General features: G+C 65.3%; 18 protein-coding genes and 1 tRNA gene. 5 read left to right on the top strand and 14 right to left on the bottom strand.

Annotated elements, in window-relative coordinates; translation table 11 throughout:
* Positions 1 to 42: 42 nt before the first annotated feature.
* Together F9929_RS07795 and ilvD are read right to left on the bottom strand one after the other, a co-directional pair.
* Entirely contained in the window at positions 43 to 228 is a 186-nt protein-coding gene (locus F9929_RS07795) for a hypothetical protein (RefSeq protein WP_152045993.1), read from the bottom strand.
* 52 nt (positions 229 to 280) lie between these two features.
* Entirely contained in the window at positions 281 to 2122 is a 1842-nt protein-coding gene (gene ilvD / locus F9929_RS07790) for a dihydroxy-acid dehydratase (RefSeq protein ID WP_152045992.1), read from the bottom strand.
* A 236-nt stretch (positions 2123 to 2358) separates the two neighbouring features.
* On the opposite strand from ilvD, the gene F9929_RS07785 reads away from it, so the two are divergent.
* A complete protein-coding gene (locus tag F9929_RS07785) occupies positions 2359 to 4389 on the top strand; it encodes a diguanylate cyclase (RefSeq protein WP_210251316.1) in 2031 nt (676 codons plus the stop codon).
* A 97-nt stretch (positions 4390 to 4486) separates the two neighbouring features.
* Positions 4487 to 5335, top strand: a complete 849-nt coding sequence (locus F9929_RS07780) for an oxidoreductase (protein ID WP_152045990.1) — start codon at positions 4487 to 4489, stop codon at positions 5333 to 5335.
* A 46-nt stretch (positions 5336 to 5381) separates the two neighbouring features.
* Here F9929_RS07780 and F9929_RS07775 read toward each other — a convergent pair whose 3' ends face one another.
* A complete protein-coding gene (locus F9929_RS07775; protein ID WP_152045989.1) occupies positions 5382 to 6248 on the bottom strand; it encodes an NAD(P)-dependent oxidoreductase in 867 nt (288 codons plus the stop codon).
* A gap of 184 nt (positions 6249 to 6432) precedes the next feature.
* On the opposite strand from F9929_RS07775, the gene F9929_RS07770 reads away from it, so the two are divergent.
* Entirely contained in the window at positions 6433 to 7101 is a 669-nt protein-coding gene (locus F9929_RS07770) for a DUF1007 family protein (RefSeq protein ID WP_152045988.1), read from the top strand.
* A 17-nt stretch (positions 7102 to 7118) separates the two neighbouring features.
* Here the strand turns inward: F9929_RS07770 and F9929_RS07765 are convergent, their stop codons facing one another.
* The 9 genes from F9929_RS07765 to F9929_RS07730 all read right to left on the bottom strand — a co-directional run bounded on the left by F9929_RS07765 (position 7119) and on the right by F9929_RS07730 (position 15424).
* Positions 7119 to 8057, bottom strand: a complete 939-nt coding sequence (locus F9929_RS07765; protein WP_152045987.1) for a metal ABC transporter substrate-binding protein — start codon at positions 8055 to 8057, stop codon at positions 7119 to 7121.
* 16 nt (positions 8058 to 8073) lie between these two features.
* On the bottom strand, positions 8074 to 8943 hold the full coding sequence (locus tag F9929_RS07760; protein ID WP_152045986.1) for a metal ABC transporter permease: 870 nt from the start codon (positions 8941 to 8943) through the stop codon (positions 8074 to 8076).
* Positions 8940 to 9689, bottom strand: coding sequence for a zinc ABC transporter ATP-binding protein AztA (aztA, locus tag F9929_RS07755; protein ID WP_235919109.1), 750 nt, complete (start codon positions 9687 to 9689; stop codon positions 8940 to 8942). The genes F9929_RS07760 and aztA overlap by 4 nt, the downstream gene beginning before the upstream one ends.
* A complete protein-coding gene (locus F9929_RS24660) occupies positions 9686 to 9814 on the bottom strand; it encodes a hypothetical protein (RefSeq protein ID WP_268915637.1) in 129 nt (42 codons plus the stop codon). Before F9929_RS24660 ends, aztA begins: the two co-directional genes overlap by 4 nt.
* A gap of 138 nt (positions 9815 to 9952) precedes the next feature.
* Positions 9953 to 10447: a hypothetical protein gene (locus F9929_RS07750; protein WP_152045984.1), complete on the bottom strand. Its 495-nt coding sequence runs from the start codon at positions 10445 to 10447 to the stop codon at positions 9953 to 9955.
* Positions 10448 to 11001: 554 nt separating this feature from the next.
* Entirely contained in the window at positions 11002 to 11469 is a 468-nt protein-coding gene (locus F9929_RS07745; protein WP_193227652.1) for a MarR family winged helix-turn-helix transcriptional regulator, read from the bottom strand.
* Between the two features lie 247 nt (positions 11470 to 11716).
* Positions 11717 to 14539 carry a PAS domain S-box protein gene (locus tag F9929_RS07740; RefSeq protein ID WP_193227651.1) on the bottom strand — a complete coding sequence of 941 codons (2823 nt, stop codon included), beginning with the start codon at positions 14537 to 14539 and terminating at the stop codon, positions 11717 to 11719.
* Positions 14540 to 14700: 161 nt separating this feature from the next.
* Positions 14701 to 15201, bottom strand: coding sequence for a DUF3597 domain-containing protein (locus F9929_RS07735; RefSeq protein ID WP_152045981.1), 501 nt, complete (start codon positions 15199 to 15201; stop codon positions 14701 to 14703).
* Between the two features lie 150 nt (positions 15202 to 15351).
* Positions 15352 to 15424: transfer RNA gene (locus F9929_RS07730), tRNA-Ile, on the bottom strand.
* A gap of 184 nt (positions 15425 to 15608) precedes the next feature.
* Between F9929_RS07730 and F9929_RS07725 the strand changes: the two genes are divergently transcribed.
* Both F9929_RS07725 and F9929_RS07720 read left to right on the top strand, forming a co-directional pair.
* Positions 15609 to 16070, top strand: coding sequence for a DUF2934 domain-containing protein (locus F9929_RS07725; protein WP_152045980.1), 462 nt, complete (start codon positions 15609 to 15611; stop codon positions 16068 to 16070).
* 29 nt (positions 16071 to 16099) lie between these two features.
* The gene (locus F9929_RS07720) at positions 16100 to 16432 is read left to right on the top strand and encodes a hypothetical protein (RefSeq protein ID WP_152045979.1); all 333 of its coding nucleotides are present in this window, start codon (positions 16100 to 16102) and stop codon (positions 16430 to 16432) included.
* Here F9929_RS07720 and F9929_RS07715 read toward each other — a convergent pair.
* Together F9929_RS07715 and F9929_RS07710 are read right to left on the bottom strand one after the other, a co-directional pair.
* Positions 16429 to 17172 carry an HAD family hydrolase gene (locus F9929_RS07715; protein WP_152045978.1) on the bottom strand — a complete coding sequence of 248 codons (744 nt, stop codon included), beginning with the start codon at positions 17170 to 17172 and terminating at the stop codon, positions 16429 to 16431. The two genes, F9929_RS07720 and F9929_RS07715, sit on opposite strands and share 4 nt — an antisense overlap.
* Entirely contained in the window at positions 17160 to 17996 is an 837-nt protein-coding gene (locus tag F9929_RS07710; protein ID WP_152045977.1) for a nitrilase-related carbon-nitrogen hydrolase, read from the bottom strand. The genes F9929_RS07715 and F9929_RS07710 overlap by 13 nt, the downstream gene beginning before the upstream one ends.
* Positions 17997 to 18058 lie beyond the last annotated feature (62 nt).

Here is an 18058-nt window from a genome sequence, read left to right as displayed (position 1 = left end):
AAGAAGCCGCAGGCTGTTACGGCCTGCGGCTTTTATTTCGGTTCAACGCGGGCGGAGCAGACTGTCTTCCATCCGCTTCTGTTCTTCCGGCTCGACCTCGACCTGCTCGCCGGCATCGTCCGGCACGCCGGCTCCGGTCTGGGCGATGGTGTCGTTCAAGGGGCGGGCGTTGGTGCCGCCGGTCGGGTGATCGGCGTCTCGCTTGTCGGCATCGCGCTTGTCGGTCATGGCGTCGTCTCCTGTTCGGAAAGGACAACGCCTGACGTCGGGGAGGGTTCTCTTATTCCTCCGGCACGACGCGCACCGCGCCTCTGGCCGCGCTCGTGGTCATCGCCGCATAGGCGCGCAGGGCAGTCGTGACCTTGCGCTTGCGGGGCTCCGCCGGCTTCCAGCCCTTTTCGGCCTGCGTCTGGCGGCGCTGCGCGATCTCGGCATCGGGCACTGCCAGATGGATCGAACGGTTCGGAATGTCGATCTCGATCACGTCGCCATCTTCAACGAGGCCGATCGTGCCGCCTTCCGCCGCTTCGGGCGAAACGTGGCCGATGGACAAGCCCGAGGAGCCGCCGGAAAAGCGGCCGTCGGTGACGAGCGCGCAGGCTTTGCCGAGGCCCTTCGATTTCAGGTAGCTCGTCGGATAAAGCATTTCCTGCATGCCGGGGCCGCCGCGCGGGCCCTCATAGCGGATGAGAACCACGTCACCGGCGACGATCTTGTTGCCGAGGATCGCCTGCACGGCCGCGTCCTGGCTTTCGAAAATGCGGGCCGGGCCGGAGAACTTCAGGATGGAGTCGTCGACGCCCGCCGTTTTCACGATGCAGCCGTCTTCCGCGAGGTTGCCGTAGAGCACCGCAAGGCCGCCATCCTTGGAGAAGGCGTGCTCGGCAGAGCGGATCACGCCCTTTTCGCGGTCGGTATCGACAGCGTCGAAGCGGCGCTCCTGGCTGAAGGCGACCTGCGTCGGCACACCGCCGGGCGCGGCGCGGAAGAAGTCGTGGACGCTCCGGCTTTCGGTGCGCTTCACGTCCCAGCGCTCCAGCGCCTGGCCCATGCTTTCGGCGTGGACCACCGGCACGTCGGAATGGATCAGCCCGGCGCGGTCGAGTTCGCCGAGAATGCCCATGATGCCGCCCGCGTGGTGGACGTCCTCCATGTGGACGTTCGCGATGGCCGGCGCGACCTTGCAGAGAACCGGCACGCGGCGCGATAGGCGGTCGATATCGGACATGGTGAAGTCCACGCCGCCTTCATGCGCCGCCGCCAGAAGGTGGAGAACCGTGTTGGTCGATCCGCCCATCGCGATGTCCAGCGTCATCGCGTTCTCGAAGGCCTCGAAACGCGCAATGGAACGCGGCAGGACGTTCTCGTCCTCCTGCTCGTAGTAACGGCGAGCGAGGTCCACCACGAGATGGCCGGCTTCCACGAACAAGCGCTTGCGATCGCCATGGGTCGCGAGCGTCGAGCCGTTGCCGGGCAGGGACAGACCGAGGGCTTCGGTGAGGCAGTTCATGGAATTGGCGGTGAACATGCCCGAGCACGAACCGCAGGTCGGGCAGGCCGAGCGCTCGATGGTTTTCACGTCCTCGTCCGAAATGCGGTCGTCGGCGGCCGCCACCATGGCGTCCACGAGGTCGAGCTTCTTTTCGGTATTGTCCGGCCAAACGACCTTGCCGGCCTCCATCGGGCCGCCGGATACGAAGACGGCCGGGATGTTGAGGCGGAGCGCCGCCATCAGCATGCCGGGCGTGATCTTGTCGCAATTCGAGATGCAGACCATGGCGTCGGCGCAGTGCGCGTTGACCATGTATTCCACCGCGTCGGCGATCAACTCGCGCGAGGGCAGGGAATAAAGCATCCCGTCATGGCCCATGGCGATGCCGTCATCGACCGCGATGGTGTTGAATTCCTTGGCGACGCCGCCCGCCTTCTCGATCTCGCGCGCGACGAGCTGGCCGAGATCTTTCAGATGCACGTGGCCCGGCACGAACTGGGTGAACGAATTTACGACGGCAATGATCGGCTTGCCGAAGTCGGAATCCTTCATACCCGTGGCGCGCCAGAGCCCACGGGCTCCGGCCATGTTGCGCCCGTGCGTGGTCGTGCGGGAGCGATAGGCTGGCATCGTCTCAATCCAATCAACAAAGATTGCCGCTACCGACTACACCTCTCCGGCTCGAAAGTCCAAGCCTTGCGCCAATCCGCCGCCCGTCCGCGTGGGCGAAAGCGGTCGAGCTTGCGACACGCGGCGAAGGTCTGTGACGCGGGTAAAAGCCGTTGGCTGGCTCACGGGGAATTACCGCGCGTTAAAGATCGCTCGTTAGGATCGGCACCATTGCGGCATGAAGGGATTTTTCGATGATGGGCGGGGGGCTGCTGAACCGTATCAGCATGCGGGGCCGGATGACGGTCCTCATCGGCTCCGCTTTGGCTCCGCTCGCGTTGTTTCTCGGCGTGTCGGTCGTCTCCGATTACGACACGACCTTGTTCGCGGCTCGCCGCGAATTGCTGCAAACGGCCAATCTGGCGGCCGCGCGCGAAGAGCAGGTCTTCGCCACCTCGCGCGTGGTTCTGGATGTCGTGCGCCGCGCCCTGTCGATCGAGCATCTGGACGCCGCCAAGTGCCATGAGATGCTGGCCGAGATCAAAGGCGCCAATCCGCAGTTTCTGTCGATCGGGCTTTCCGATCCGGACGGAACGATCGCCTGCCACAGCACGATGACCGAGAAGGTGCGTCTGCGCGACCTGGACTTCATCGCCAGGGTCCTCGATCCGGCCAATGGCGAGATGATGGTCGGCCCCTACACGGTCATGCGGGCGTTGAACCGGCCGACCATGATGGTCGCCATGCCGATGTCGGACAATCTCGGCCGCCATGCCGCCATGGTCTTCGCAGCGCTCGATCTCGATTATCTGTCGTCCAGAGCGGAAAGCCTGTCGGAGGGCGGCCGGCGAACCGTTTCGCTCGTGGATGCCACGAGCGGGCGGGTGTTGAACCATTATCCGCCGCTGGACGATGCGGCCGGCGATCTATTCCAGACGCATCCCTTGATGGAAGCGATCCGGCGCGCGCCTTCGGGCGGCGTCACCGAGGCGCCGGGCTTCGGGGGGCTGGAAAGCATCTTCGGCTTTCAACCGATCGGAGGCGCGAATGGGAACGCTCTGATCGTCGTCATCGGCGAGTCCCGGAACGCGCTTCTGGCGCCGATCCAAGCCCGCAGCATCCGCTCTCTCGTCGGCGGATCGCTGACGCTGATCATCGCGCTCCTTGCCGCCTGGCTTCTCGGCTACAAGCTGAAGGTCGAGCCGGTTCTGCGCCTGACACGCGTCGCGCGCCGCATCGGCTCGGGCGACTTCATGGCGCGCGGCAAGCTGGAGCCCTGGCATGCGCCGGAATTGCGGGACCTCAGCGAAACGCTCGACCGCTTGGCGCTTCGCCTCGCGGAAGGGCGGACGGCGGAACAGGCCGTGGCGGCGAGCGAGGAACGCTATCGCCTCCTCGCCAACAACATCGCCGACCTCGTCACTTGCGTCGACAACGATGGCATACGCACGTTCGCATCTCCATCCAGCCGCGAAGTCCTGGGATGGGAACCCGAAGAGCTTCTGGGGCAGCATCCCCGCGAACTGATCCACCCGGACGAACATGATATGGTCCGCGCGGTCTTCGAAAGCATGAAGACCGGCGCGTCCATCCACGACGTGCATTTCCGCATGCGGCACAAGGATGGCCACTACATCTGGGTCGGCGCGAATGGGCGGCAGTCGGAAACGAAACGCTTCTTCGTTTTCACTCTGCGCGACGTCACCGCGCGCAAGCAGATGGAGGAGGAGGTCGCACGCGCCAACCGGCAACTCGCCTCGCTGGCTTCCACCGACGGGCTGACCGGCCTTCTCAATCGCCGGGCCTTCGATGCGACGCTGGAGCAGGCCTTCGCGGCCGCCATCGCCAACGGCCTCGATCTTTGCGTGCTCATGATCGACGTGGATCGGTTCAAGGGCTTCAACGACCAATACGGCCATCTGGCCGGAGACGATGCCCTGCGGCGCGTCGCCAAGGAGTTGCGGTCGGTTCTGAAGCGTCCAGGGATCGCGGTGGCGCGATATGGCGGTGAGGAATTCGCGGTGATCATGCCCGAAGCGCGCTTGTCCGACGCGCTCGGCGAAGCGGAGGAACTGCGCCAGGCCGTTCGGCGGCTCGCAATCGACCATGCGGCGAGCGAGTTCGGCGTCGTGACGCTCAGCATCGGCGTTTCCAGCCTGACCGCTTCGAGCGGCATTCGAGACATGGCTGAATTCATGCGGCGGGCCGACAGAGCGCTCTACCGTGCTAAGAACAATGGCCGCGACCGAACCGAGTTCGGCTTCGGCGAGATCTCCGTCGCTTCCTGATCGCCTTCGCGCTCGCCTCGACAAGGGATGCGCCTAGCTTAAGCGCAGAGCCCCGTTCGCATTCCGACCGCGGGGCGCGGAATCGAGGCTTCATTCCATGACATCGCAAGACACTCCGGTCTGGTTCATCACCGGCTGCTCGACCGGCTTCGGCAAGGAACTCGCCAAGCTCCTGATCGCGCGCGGCTGGCGGGTCGTCGTGACCGCCCGCGACAAGTCGCGGGTCGAGGAACTGGCTGCTTCCGGCGGCGATAAGGCGCTGGCCCTTTCGCTGGACGTGACCGACACCTCCCAGATCGCGAACGCGGTGAAGGCCGCCGAGGACCGCTTCGGCCGCATCGACGTTCTCGTCAACAATGCCGGCTACGGCTATCAGTCCTCGATCGAGGAAGGCGACGACGCGGCGATCCGGGCGCAGTTCGACGCCAATGTGTTCGGCCTCTTCGCCATGACGCGGGCGGTTCTGCCGATCATGCGGCGGCAGCGCTCCGGCCATGTCATCAACATCACGTCGCTCGCCGGTTTCATCGGCCTGCCGAGCTCGGGCTATTACGCGGCGACCAAGCACGCGGTGGAAGGGTTCTCGGATGCGCTCGCCGCCGAGGTCGCGCCGCTCGGGATCAAGGTGACCTGCGTCGAGCCGGGTCCGTTCCGCACCGATTGGGCGGGACGCTCGCTTCAGCAGACGCAAAGCCGCATCGAGGATTATGCCGAAACAGCCGCAGCCCGCATGAAGGCGACGGCCGGCGTCAGCGGCAAGCAGCCGGGCGATCCGGTGCGGGCGGCGGAAGCGATGATCGCGATCACGGAAGCGGCAACCGCGCCGCGCCATCTCGTGCTCGGCAAGTTCGCCTTCGACGCGATCACAAAGAAGCTCGGCGAGCGCGCCGCCGAAATCGAATCGCTGCGCGACGTGTCGCTCGGCGCCGACTATCCCGACGCCTGACGAAAACCAGCGGGGAAGGCAGTCGGGAGCCTTCCCCTCGTCGTCTTCAGCGCTTGAGACGCGCCAGAAGCGAGGACGTGTCCCAGCGTTTGCCGCCCATGGCCTCGACCTCGCCGTAGAACTGGTCGATCAGCGCGGTGACGGGCAGGGAGGAGCCGTTGCGCTTGGCTTCCGCGAGGCAGATGCCGAGGTCTTTCCGCATCCATTCCACCGCGAAGCCGAAATCGTAGCGCCCCGCCGACATCGTTTCGTGCCGGTTCTCCATCTGCCAGGAGCCCGCCGCGCCCTTGGAGATCGCGCCGATCACCGTGCCGATGTCGAGCCCGGCATTCTGGCCGAAGGCGATCGCCTCGGCGAGGCCCTGAACGAGACCGGCGATGCAGATCTGGTTCATCATTTTGGCGAGTTGGCCCGATCCGACGGGACCCATCAGCGTGATCGTGCGGCCATAGGCGGCCATCACGGGACGCACGGCATCGAAACGCACCTGCTCGCCGCCGACCATGACGGTCAGGATGCCCTTTTCCGCCCCGGCCTGACCGCCCGAAACGGGCGCGTCGAGGAAGGCGATGCCCTTTTCGCCAGCGCCGGCGCTCAGTTCGCGCGCGAGTTCGGCCGAAGCGGTGGTGTGGTCGACGAGCGTCGCGCCGGTCCGCATGCCGGCGAGGACGCCGTCGTCGCCGAACACCACCGAGCGCACGTCATCGTCGTTGCCGACGCAGGAGAACACCACATCCGCGCCTTCGGCGGCTTCCCGTGGAGTGGGAGCCGTGTGCCCGCCATGTTCGTTCTTCCAGGCTTCCGCCTTGGCGCCGGTGCGGTTGTAGACCGTCGTTTCGTGCCCGGCGGCGGCCAGATGGCCTGCCATGGGGTAGCCCATGACCCCGAGCCCGATGAAAGCAATCTTCGCCATCCAAAAACCTTCGCCAGAGACTGCCGACTGTTCGAGCCGGCCTCAGTGAACGGAAGGCAGCGAGATTCGCCCGCCACCCGAACTGGAGTATAGGGGCTTTGAGGCTTGAGGGAGAGGGTGTGGCCCCGCAACCGCAATTCGGCCACGGAGAGGGCGTTTGGCACGTCTCGCATCGAGGACTTCCATGAAGCTGGAACGCATCGCCATCATCGCCGCCGCCTTCGGCATGGCACCCGTCGCGGCTTCCGCGCATCCGCACGTCTTCGTGGAGCCGAAGATGGTGGTCGTGGCGGGAAGCGACGGGCATTTGAAGGAGGTGCACAATCGCTGGTCGATGGACGAGATGTTCTCGTCCGGCGTTCTGGTGGATTTCGACGCAAACGGCGACGGCAAGCTGGAGCGCGACGAGCTGACGGCCATCGGGCGGCAGGTGGCGGGGTCGATCACGCGGTGGTCCTACTACACCTTCGTGCGCAATGGCGGGGTGCAGGTCGCGATGGAAGGACCGCCGGTGCTCGACGTTTCCTATGATACCAAAGCGGGGCGGCTGGACTTCGATTTCGTGATGAAGCCGAAGGCGCCGGTGGATCTGAAGACCGGCGGCGTGACCTTCTCGAATTTCGACGACACCTATTTCGTGGCGTTCGATTACAAGGACGCCAAGCAGTTCACCGTCCAGGGGATGCCGAACGGCTGCCGCGCCGAGATGGATGCGCCCAATCCCGACGAGGCGGCGAAATCCTGGATGGCCACGATCGCGGCCATCCCGGCCGATGCCGACGTTCCGGACGACGGCATCAAGTTCTCGCAGGTTCTGTCCACCAAATACCGGATCGCCTGCCCGAAGAAGTAGCGCGAACCGGAACGGGATCAGTTCGTCCGGGACAGCGCGCCGGCGACGAGTTCCACATTGTGCCGGAACATCTTCGCATAGGTCGAGGCCGGACCGTCCGGGCCGGACAGGGACTCCACGTAAAGCTCGCCGCCCGGCTCGGCTCCCGTGGCTTGCGCGATCTGGCGCACGAGGCGCGGATCGTTGGAGTTCTCGAAGAAGTAGGTGCGGATCTTCTCGGCCTTGATCTGGTCGATCAGCTTGGCCACGTCACGTGCCGACGCTTCGCTTTCGGTGGACAGGCCGACCGGCGACAGGAAGGTCACGCCATAGGCCGCGCCGAAATAGCCGAAGGCGTCGTGGCTCGTCAGGATGCGGCGGTTCTCCTTCGGCGTCTTGCCGATCTCGGCCTTGGCGAAGGCGTCGAGCTTCTGCAGTTCCGCGGTGTAACGCGCCGCATTGGTCTTGAAGCTTTCGGCTTGCGACGGATCGGCTTTGGCGAGAGCCTGCTCGATCACGCCCACCCAGCTTTCGACGTTCTTCGGGTCGTTCCAGACATGGGGATCGACATCGTGCTCATGCCCGTGGTCGTGCCCCTCGTGGTTATGGTCGTGTCCGGCTTCCTCTTCGAGGTCGAGCGGCTTGATGTTGGCGGACGCCACGACCGGCTCGCCTTTGAAGCCGGATGCCTTGACGAGGCGGTCCATGAAGCCTTCGAGGCCCAGACCGCTGACGAACACGACCTGCGCATCGCGCAGGCGCTTGGCGTCGTCGGGCGCGGGCTCGTATTCGTGGGGGTCGCCGTTCGGGCCGATCAGGGTCGAAACGTCGACATGGCTGCCACCGACTTCGCGCACCACATCGCCGAGCACGCTGAAGCTCGCCACGACCTTCAGTTTGTCATCGGCGGAAGCGGGTGTCGCTCCCGCCAGCATCGTGGCGCAGCCGAGCGCGAGAATGAAGCGTCGTGTCAGCATCGGAACTTCCTTGCTTTCAGGCCGCGGAATGCCGCCGGGGAACAAGACGGGCGAGGGCGCCCGCCGGAGCGAAGACGAGGGAAAGGCAATAGATGGCGCCGGCGAAGAGAAGGATCGTCGGGCCGGATGCCAGATCGAAATGGAAGGAAACCGCGAGGCCGAGCCATCCCGAGAGGAATGCGATGGTGGCGGACAGCACCATCATTCGCGGCAGGCTCTTGGCCCAAAGCTGCGCGGTGGAGGCCGGAAGCATCATCAGGCCGACCGACATCAGGGTGCCGAGCGTCTGGAAGCCCGCCACGAGATTGATGACCACCAGCACCAGAAACAGGAAATGGAACCAGCCGTCGCGCACCCCGACCGCGCGAAGAAAGCCCGGATCGACGGACTGCGCCACCAGCGGCCGATAGAAGATCGCCAGCATGGAAAGGGTCAGGCTGGCGATCGCCCCGATCAAAACGAGGGCGGAGGCATCCACGGCGAGGATCGTGCCGAAAAGCACGTGGAGCAGATCGACGTTCGATCCCTTCACCGAAACGATCAGGACGCCGAGGCTGAGCGAGATCAGGTAGAAACCGGCGAAGCTCGCATCTTCCCGCAAGGCCGTGGCGCGGCTGGCGAGACCCGCAAGCCCGGCGACCGCAAGGCCCGCGACGAGACCGCCCAGACCCATCGCCGGGAGCGAAAAGCCGGCGAAAAGGAAGCCCACCGCCGCCCCCGGCAGAACCGCATGGCTCAGCGCATCGCCGACGAGGCTCATGCGGCGAAGAACGAGAAGAACGCCGATGGGTCCCGCACCGAGGCCGAGCGCCAGGCAGGCGACGAGAGCGCGCCTCATGAAGCCGTAGTCCAAGAACGGCGCGACGAGGAAGTCGTAGAGGATCATGCCGCGTGCCGGCCGCAGGCCTCGGCGCGCTCGTCCCAGGCTTCGGCCATGGCGCGCGCTTTCAGAAGATTGCCCGAATTGAGCGAGTCCGCCGTCGGCCCCCAGGCGATCGGCTCGCGGGCGAGGAGAAGCGTCTCAGGGAAATGCTCGCGCACCTGCGCGAAGTCGTGGACCACGGCGACGACGGTACGCCCTTCGCCGTGCCAGCGGTGGATCACCGCCAGGAGATCGGCCGTGGTCTTGGCGTCGATCGCGGTGAAGGGCTCGTCGAGGAGAACGAGCTTGGCGTCCTGCAGAAGGAGGCGCGCGAACAGAACGCGCTGGAATTGACCGGCGGAGAGTTCGCCGATGGTGCGGCGTTCGAACCCTTCCAGCCCGACGCTCGCCAGCGCCTGAGCGGCGTTGGTGGCGTCTTGGCGGGACAAGCGGCGGAACAGCCCGACGCGGCTCCAGGCGCCGAGCGCCACCATGTCCGCCACCGTGATCGGAAAGCTGCGGTCGATCTCGGAGGCCTGCGGAAGATAGGCGACGTCGGCCGCGCGGATGCCGCCGCGCGCGATGCGGCCGGTGGACAAGGGCAGATAGCCCATGACCGCCTTCAAAAGCGTCGACTTGCCGGCGCCGTTGGGGCCGACGATGCCGGTCAGGCTTCCCAGCTCGAAGGAGCCCGTCAGGTGATGAACGGCCGGATGCCGGCCATAGGCCACGGTGACATTGTGGAAGGAAAGGGGCGGGGCGCTTGTCACGGCAGCATCGCCGCCCAATAGATCGCCACCCACAAAACGCCGATCGCCCCGAGGGCGGCAAGCACGCGCAGGGTGGCGGAATGGGTGAGGGTCGAGTGCTGGAACGGATCGCCCGAATGAGCCATGCGGATGTGCCTTGCGGTTCGACGGTTGACCTCCCGCCGCGCTTCTCGAGGCATGGCTTTAATGTGATATCATTACATCGTCAACCGAGCGTCGGACTTTGACGACAACGGGGGTGAGAAAAGCGTTGCCGCCACCTTTCAGGGTTTCACCGGTTGCACTTGCGCCGGGTCGGCTTCGGCTGGCGGGGGTGGCAGCTTGCCCTTCCCGAAGCGCTTGGCATAAGCGACGCAGCCCTTGATCACCGGCGTGCAAAGCGTATCGCGTCCGCGCGCCGTGTCGTTGTTGCCCGCATAGGACACGCGGTCGACCCGGCCATCCACGAAGCGGAACTGCGCGCGGCAGGTGCCGGTGGAGGGCAGGCTGAGATTGGTGCTCGCCGCGCCGAACAGGATCGGTGCGGAAAGGCTGACGCCGGCCGATCGATTGTCGATCTCGTAGCTCCAGATCGTCATGTCGCCTTCCTCCGCCGTGCGGCTCGGAAAGCCGGCGCACATGCGGACGTCCTGTTCGGTGAAGCCGAGCATGGCGCTGCGGGCGATCTCCACATCGTTGAATTCCGTCAAGGCGGCGCAGCCGGCGAATGAAAGGAGGCAAAACGGCGCCAGAATGCGCAGGGCGGAGCAGGATGTCATTCGTCCTCTCGGGTCGATCGCGTCGAGGAAAAGGGCGACTGGCGACCAACGCACTTGGCACCAAGGCGTTGGTCGCCCGTTCCCGGCCCTTCATTCTAGGTCGGGAGCCGAGCGATCAACCCGCTTCGCTGCAATGCAGCGATGACGTTTTCGCGCGTGACGCGGTTTCGGCACGCGGCTCTTCGGGGTTTGTCGAGGGATCGATGACGTGGATGACTTGATGGAAGAGCGGGAAAGCGTCGGGCCGTATCCGACAGTGCCGCGGGAAGCGCGCGGCTTCATTCCACGTGATTATGTGGCGGGAAACGGAAGTTCGCCGACGCTGCATCCGCGCGAGAACGCGATGCGCTCAATTGGGCGAGGCGGTACGGCGGGCTCGAAGCTGCGCGCTGCGCAAAGGTTCGAGCGTTGGAGGGCGGATCGGAAGCGTCGGCTCAGGCCGCGTCGAGGCTTTTCAGCGGGCGCGACGCCGATCTCCAAGTGTACTCAAGCCGTTCGCGGTTCGAAACCCGCACGATGCCAACCTTCTCGGCTTTGTCGTCGGCCTTTCCTGCTCAGCGGAGACGGCGGAGGCGCTTGGCCAGAAGCAGGTCCAGTTCCTTGATGGCCGGAAGTATCGTCTTGCCGTTGCTGATCGCGGCCAGCAGTTCCGTTTCGAGTTCGGCCTGCACGTTGCGAACCCGGTCCGCCAGCGTGCGTCCCGCCGGCGTCAGGCGCACGAGCACGCGGCGGTGATCGCCTTCGTCGCTTTCGCGCTGGACCCAGCCCTTGCGCTCCAGGATATCGACCATCTTGGACACCGTCGACGGACGCACCGAAAGACGATTGGCGATCTGGATGCTGCCGAGCGTATCGGCGCCCTCGAAGCAGAGCAGGAATTGATCCTGACCGACCACGACGCCGCATTCCGCGAGCTTGATGCCCATGAGCTGGCGCACGCATTTGGAGATGGAGAGAAGATGGGGAACGAGGTCGACGCTGCTTCCTCGATCTTCTTGTACGATCGCAATCTTCGCAGACATCGCTTCGACCCGACTTTTGCTTAAGATGCTCATAAATAAACACGATTTGGCCGAAAGCGCAGCAGATGCTTTCATAGCCAGCGCAGTTTACAGCACCTTATCGGGATGGAAACGTGAACGAACTGAAGCGCGCGGTTCTTCGGGAAATATTCGGAAGTCCGGATCGAAGGCGGCGAAGTAACGGCGCAAGCTGACGCTTCGGAGTCTCGCGGCAGGCAAGGGTTCCGAACCCCCGTCCGCGAGGGGCTCAATCCTCCGCCACGATCTCGCTCAGTGCGGCGGTGATCCGGCAGCGCACCCCTTCGGGCGCGTAGGAAATGTGGGACGAGCCTTCCGCCGCGCCCGCCAGACCCATCTCGATCAGGCGCGTGCCGAAGCTGCGGCGAGTGGGTTCGGCAACCGGGGGCCCGTCCGCTTCGATCCAGTCGAATAACAGAAGCGCATCGCCGCTTTCGGGGGACGGGGCAATTGACCACGTCGCCAGAACGCGTCCTTCCGGCTGGGACAAGGCGCCGTACTTCACGGCGTTGGTGGAAAGCTCATGCACGATCAACGAGAGCGCGAGCGAATATTTCGATCCGAGCTGGACATCCGGCCCTTCGACGGCGATGCGCCCGCCGTCGTTGTGGAGGGCGACGGCGGAGCGGACGATCTCTGCGATGGACGCCGCGTCGCGATGGCCGGTCAGAAGAATATCGTGCGCCTTCGAGAGCGCGTTGATCCGCTCGCTCAGCGTTCTTTTCGCGGTGCCGACATCGCTGGCCGTGCGCAGGGTCTGGGTGGCGATCGAGGACACGATGGCGAGCGTGTTCTTCAAACGGTGGGAAAGCTCGCGGTTCAGGATCGCGCGCTGTTCTTCCGCCCGCCGCCGGTCCTCGACATCGAGGATGATCGACACCGCCGCCAGGATATGCCCTTCGGAATCGCGCACCGGCGTCGTGGAAACCTCCCACCGCCGCACGTCGCCGGTTTGCGCATCGCGATAGCTCATCGGCTCGTCGATCAGCGTTTCGCCGTTTCGCAACGCCCGGACCGTCGGATATTCGTCCATGCGGTAGGGCGTTCCATCGGGATGAAGCGCGTCGAAACTGGCATGGCCGCCGCCGTCACCGATGCCGGCATCGTGGCCGAGCATCTGTTCCAGGCGCATGTTGATCTGGCCCCGACCATCCGCATAGGCGATCGAGATGCCGAGCGGCGCCTGCTGCACCACGGCCTGGAGGAGCCCGCGCTCGACCTCGAGCTGATGCTGGCTTTCCCGCATGGCCGCCTCGGCGGTGCGATTTGCGGTGATATCGCGAACGGTGCCGATGAAACGAACGGCGCGACGATTGGCGAAGAAGGCTTGGCCTTTGGCGGCGATCCAGCGCCCGGTCCCGTCCGTCATGTCCCGGATGCGGTATTCGATGTCGTAGTTTCCGCTGCCCGCCGGATCGAGCGCGGCGCGCACCGCTGCGTCCACCCAATCGTGATCGTCCGGGTGGAGAGCTTCCAGAAACGCCGCATAGGAGACCGAACGGTCGCGAGGCAGGCCGAAAAGCTGACGGGCGCGCAGATCCCAGCCGAGTTCGCCGGTCAGGAGATCGTAGTCGAAGATGCCGAGATCGGCCGCTTCCACGGCCAAACTGAACTGCTCTCGCGCTTTTTGAAGGCTCTGCTCGGCTTCGCGCTGAGAAGTGCGGTCGCGCAGGATTTTGATGAAGCCGAGATGCTCGCCGTCGTCGCCTATCAAAGGCATCATGTTGCCGCTGGCATAAAAGCGGCCGCCGCCCTTCTTCAGGTGCCAGCGTTCATCCACCGCTCGCCCTTCGCGCAGGGCGTCGCCCATCTCCACCGCGACGCGGCCGATGGCCCGATCTTCCGGCGTGAAGAAGCGCGCGGCATCGGTCCCGCGCATCTCCTCCGCCGTCCAGCCGAGAATGCGCTCGGCGCCCGTGTTCCATTCGGTGATCCGGCCCTCGCGGTCGGTCACGATCACGGCGAATTCGGTGACGCTGGCGAAGGTCTGGCGGTAACGGTTCTCCGCTTCGCGCAGGTTCCGCTGCGATGCCGCTTCCGCCGCGTCGCCCGCCGCCGAGGCGACGACGCCCGCGAGCATCTGGGCAACCGCGAGATGGCGGATGGAGAACGCGTTCGTCCGGCTGGCCTGCACCTTCAAGACGCCGATCGGCAGCCCGCGCCGCGTCACGGGAACGACGATCATGGAGCGGATATCGAAGCGGCGGACGAGTTCGCGATCGACGGTCGGCTCGTTCTCGACATCGGCGCAAAGAAAGGGCCGCTCCTCATGGATCGCACGGCCGGACAGCGAACCCGCCAGCGAAATGCGCGTGCCTTTGTGCGCGGCGAGATTGCCGGAAACGGCTTCGTAGACCAGTTCGTCGCCGCGCCGAATCTCCACCACGGCGCCATCGGCGGCTTCCACGATGTCGAGGGCGCAATCGACGACGGCCTGAAAGATGGCCTCCAACGCGACCGTGCCGGACGCGGCGGCGCGCTGGAGCGCGATCAGCGTATCGAGCCGCGTGGCGTCGGCTTGTGCGAGGCGGCGGTCCGCTTCGCGTTCACAAAGATTCCGCCGCAGTTCGAACTGGGTCATGACCTGCGAGGCAAGAGACCGGAGGCTTTTTGCCTGCTTCGGTGTCAGACCATCGGGCCGAGGCGCGAAATCGAGGACGCAAAGCGTGCCGAGCGTCACGCCGTTTTCCGCCACCAAGGGCGCGCCGGCATAGAAGCGCACATGCGGCGCTTCGGTCACCAGCGGATTGTCGCGGGTTCGCGGATCGACGGAAAGGTCGGGGATCACGAGAAGATCGGCGCTGCCGAGCGTGTGGACGCAGATCGAGCGTTCGAGCGGGGTTCCGCAGAGCGTGGTTCCAACGGCGGCGCTGAAGAACTGCTGCTTCTCGCCGAGGAGGGTGACGAGGGCGACCGGCGTCTCGCAGATCGAACCCGCGAGCGAAGCGATATCATCGAGACCTGAAGCGGCCTCTCCCTTTGCGAGGCCATATCGTTCGAGAGCCGCGATCCGCTCGGCTTCGAGCGGGTGTCCTACAACTCTGTCCGTCACCAATTCCCGTTCCGATGCGCGCCGCCCCTCACCAGCGGAAGCGCATTATTTCACTGAACGCAACGAATTTCTCGCGCGACGGCAACCGATCGAGTTTTTTCAGCTCAGTAACAGGGAATGGGAAGCTCCGCCCGCGACCGGACAGAGCTTTTCGTTCAGGTTCAGTCCGTCAATTCGGCCGGAACCTTGCCGCCGTTTTCCGCCAGCTTCTTCATCAGCGCCTTGTGCAGCCAGACGTTCATCGTCGCGCTGTCATCCGTGCTGCCGGTATAGCCGAGTTCGTGCGCGAGTTCCTTGCGCTCGGACAGGCTGGAGTCGAGGTCGAGGGCCTTCATCAGATCGACCACCGAGCGACGCCAATCGAGCTTCTGGCCGCTGTCCTTGACGGCCTTCTCCAGGATCGCGGCGACATCGACGTTCGACGCGGCAGTCGGCGTCGGCGTCGCGCTCGGAGCGCCCGGCGCGGTGCCCGTGGTCGGGTGCTGCGCCTGCGGCTCGGGCGATGCGCCGGAGGGCGCGACACTCGGCGAAGCAGGAGTGGCGGCCGGCGTCGTGCCGGCATTCGGGGCGGGCGACGGGGCCGAAGACGGGGTTTGCGTTTGTTCGGCCGCTTCCGCCTGACGGCCGAAAATGGCGTTCTTGATCTTGTCGAAGATGCTCATGGCTGATCCCGTTCTGCAGCCGCCGCCGGGCGGCGCGTTCGGCATGGGAAACGGCACGGCCGCCACAGGTGTTCCGGACCGATTTCGGTCGGCATGAACAAGCCGGCCTCGGTCGACGGGATCGGCAACCACGGGCGGACAAAGGCGCGGTAGGCCCGGAGGGACTCGAACCCCCAACCAAGCGGTTATGAGCCGCCGGCTCTAACCATTGAGCTACAGGCCCGCGCTTCTCCCGCGTAACCAAAGATTGGCGTTCCAGCAAGCTCTCTCCGCATGTCGCGCGCCCGACCCCTGTCTACGGCGCGCTCGCGCACCATTATGGCAAGTGTTGGTTGAAGGGTCGGCCGACGAGAGGCGGTCCGCGCCTGACGGGGTTTCGATCTATGGCTTCGAAGGGAACACGAGCGATGAACGACGACGAGGACCGCATCCGGCAGGAAGCCCATAAGCTGTGGGAACAGGAAGGCCGTCCCGACGGGCGCTCGGAGCGCCACTGGGCGGAAGCGCGCGAGATCATCGCGCTGCGCGACAGCAACCAAACCACGTTGAAGCCTGTTCAGGAAACGTTGGAGGAGCCGGCCGAGCCCGTCCTCGCGGTGGAAAATCTCGGCGATCTTCCCGGCATCACGGACCAGGGCGACGAGAAGCTGGCGCCGAGCTACGAGGCCGCGAAGGACGTCGCCGACGAAGCGCCGCTCGTCACGGACGAGGACGTGAAGAAGGAAAAGGGTTCTGCGAAGAACCGCGCCAAGTCCGCTGAAAAGAAGGCCGGCGCCAGCGCCGACAAGCCCGCTTCGGACAAGAAGAAGGGCGCGGCGAAGGACGAAGCCAAGGGCGCTTCCAAGCGTTCCAAATCCGCGGGCGCTTGACGCTCGCCAGCCATCGAAAGGACGAACCAATGTCGAAGCTGAGGCAGGAAGAGCGCGACGATGCGCTGCCGCAGGACAAGGCCTACGCCAACGAAGCCGATCTCGACGCCTCGGACCGGGCATTGCTCGGCCTTGAAGCCGAGGACGAAAACCGCGACGAGGCGGATCGGGAAGACGGCAGCCTGTCTGGCGACGACGACGTTTATCGCGATGTCGGCACGCAGCCGAGAAGCGAAACCACGGCCGTTCTTTCCGACAACGACGACCAGGAAACGCTGGACGGACTGGACGAACTCGAAGAGTCGGTTCGCGAACAGGCGGAAGACCGCGTGGTCGGCAATCCGAACGGCTACGACACCTAAATCGCGCTGGATAGACCGAGGGCAGCGAGAAGGCCGGAAAGGTCGGTGACCGTGATCGCCGGCCGCCGATCAGCCAGAACTTGCGCCGCCATCTCGGTGCGGGCGATCCCGGCTGGCACGGCACCGGCGGCCCGCGCCGCATCCATATCGTGCGGCGAGTCTCCGACGAGGGTGATGGCGGACGCCGGTAAGTCGATGGCCTTCGCGAAGGCTTCCACCATGCCGCCGCCCGGCTTGCCGCCGTAGCCGGAATCGTAGCCCGCGACGAAGGCGAAGAAGCCGTCGATTTCGAGCTTTTTCAAATGCGCTTGGGCCGTGGCCGCTGCATCGTTGGTGGCAAGCCCGATCGGTATCCCGTGAGCTCGCAAGCTTTCCAGGGCGGGGACGACATCGTCGTATCCCGTGAGGTGGCGAAGGCTCGCGTCGCGAAACATGGAGTCGACTTGGCTCTTGAAAGCTTGGTCGTAAGACTGGCCTAAACGAAACGCCCAGGCGGGAGCGAAATCGTCCGTGTAGCCGCCGATGATCGGCGAGTCCGGCAAGAAACCGCCGCTTTCCGGCAGGAAGCCGCAGGATGCGGAAAGGTCGCGGAAGACGACAGAATCGCCGTCGGACAGCGCGTGAAGCACGTCGCGCGTTGCCGGTCCCCAGGTCGCCTGGAAGTCGAGGAGCGTGCCGTCCTTGTCGAACAGCACCGCCGCGACATCGGCAAGCGCCGGATGGCGCTTCACCGCGCCCATATCGGCCCCTCCAAATCCTTCGCCGTGACGGACTCTCCGCGCCGCACGGCATAGGCGCGAAGCTCGTCCAGATAGGGGTTCGTCTCGACGCTCGCCGCGTAGTCCGAGCCGTCGATCGTCGCCTCGATCACGCCGACGCGGTTGTCGGGCGCAACGGCGATACGCGTGCCGTCCGGCGCGGCGATGCAGGACAGCCCCTGATAGCCGTAGCGGCCGTCCCGGCCGACATGGTTCACGTAGACGATGAAGACGTGATTCTCGAAGGCGCGCACGGGGACGACGCATTCGGCGATGAAGCGGGAGGCGGGCCCATCGGGAAGCGCGGTCGGCACGAAGATGATCTCGGCCCCTGCCATCGCAAGCTCGCGGACCCTTTCGGGAAACTCGACATCGAAGCAGATCAGCACGCCCGCCTTGCGCCCCGCCACCTCGAAGATCGGCGAGGCCTGCGTTCCCGGCGCGAAGAGCGCTTTCTCGTAGGCGCCAAAGAGATGCTGCTTGGCATAGACGATCGTCGGGCGGCCGGGCTGCGTTACGACGGCAGCGTTGACGACGCCGCTTCGGGCCCGCACGGCGAGGCCGAAGACGACGGTGACGCCCTGTTCCTCCGAAAGCCGTTTGATCTCGGCGATCGTTGCGCCGTCCTCGGCTTCGGCCGCGTCGCGCAGCGGATCGCCGACGCCGTAGCCGGTCGGCGCGAGTTCGGGAAACACCACGACATCGGCACCGTCCGAAGCCGCGTCGATGACGAACCATCGCATCGCCGCCAAACGGGCCGCCGCGTCGGTATCTTCCGCCGGCATTTGAAGCGCGCGAACCTGCATTCCTGTCTCCGGCCTTGAGGCTGAACCGCTTCCCGCTATCGCGCCCGTGCTGAGGCGAGATT

It is taken from the genome of Aureimonas psammosilenae, assembly GCF_009176975.1.
GTDB classification, from domain to species: domain Bacteria; phylum Pseudomonadota; class Alphaproteobacteria; order Rhizobiales; family Rhizobiaceae; genus Plantimonas; species Plantimonas psammosilenae.
Note: the sequence above shows the minus strand (reverse complement) of the source record. Positions and strands in the feature narration are given on the sequence as shown.

Excerpts from the sequence above, each read along its gene's own strand:
- F9929_RS07795 (WP_152045993.1), bottom strand. The coding sequence starts at position 228 with ATGACCGACAAGCGCGATGCCGACAAGCGAGACGCCGATCACCCGACC.
- ilvD (WP_152045992.1), bottom strand. The coding sequence starts at position 2,122 with ATGCCAGCCTATCGCTCCCGCACGACCACGCACGGGCGCAACATGGCC.
- F9929_RS07785 (WP_210251316.1), top strand. The coding sequence starts at position 2,359 with ATGGGCGGGGGGCTGCTGAACCGTATCAGCATGCGGGGCCGGATGACG.
- F9929_RS07780 (WP_152045990.1), top strand. The coding sequence starts at position 4,487 with ATGACATCGCAAGACACTCCGGTCTGGTTCATCACCGGCTGCTCGACC.
- F9929_RS07775 (WP_152045989.1), bottom strand. The coding sequence starts at position 6,248 with ATGGCGAAGATTGCTTTCATCGGGCTCGGGGTCATGGGCTACCCCATG.
- F9929_RS07770 (WP_152045988.1), top strand. The coding sequence starts at position 6,433 with ATGAAGCTGGAACGCATCGCCATCATCGCCGCCGCCTTCGGCATGGCA.
- F9929_RS07765 (WP_152045987.1), bottom strand. The coding sequence starts at position 8,057 with ATGCTGACACGACGCTTCATTCTCGCGCTCGGCTGCGCCACGATGCTG.
- F9929_RS07760 (WP_152045986.1), bottom strand. The coding sequence starts at position 8,943 with ATGATCCTCTACGACTTCCTCGTCGCGCCGTTCTTGGACTACGGCTTC.
- F9929_RS24660 (WP_268915637.1), bottom strand. The coding sequence starts at position 9,814 with ATGGCTCATTCGGGCGATCCGTTCCAGCACTCGACCCTCACCCATTCC.
- F9929_RS07750 (WP_152045984.1), bottom strand. The coding sequence starts at position 10,447 with ATGACATCCTGCTCCGCCCTGCGCATTCTGGCGCCGTTTTGCCTCCTT.
- F9929_RS07745 (WP_193227652.1), bottom strand. The coding sequence starts at position 11,469 with ATGTCTGCGAAGATTGCGATCGTACAAGAAGATCGAGGAAGCAGCGTC.
- F9929_RS07735 (WP_152045981.1), bottom strand. The coding sequence starts at position 15,201 with ATGAGCATCTTCGACAAGATCAAGAACGCCATTTTCGGCCGTCAGGCG.
- F9929_RS07725 (WP_152045980.1), top strand. The coding sequence starts at position 15,609 with ATGAACGACGACGAGGACCGCATCCGGCAGGAAGCCCATAAGCTGTGG.
- F9929_RS07720 (WP_152045979.1), top strand. The coding sequence starts at position 16,100 with ATGTCGAAGCTGAGGCAGGAAGAGCGCGACGATGCGCTGCCGCAGGAC.
- F9929_RS07715 (WP_152045978.1), bottom strand. The coding sequence starts at position 17,172 with ATGGGCGCGGTGAAGCGCCATCCGGCGCTTGCCGATGTCGCGGCGGTG.
- F9929_RS07710 (WP_152045977.1), bottom strand. The coding sequence starts at position 17,996 with ATGCAGGTTCGCGCGCTTCAAATGCCGGCGGAAGATACCGACGCGGCG.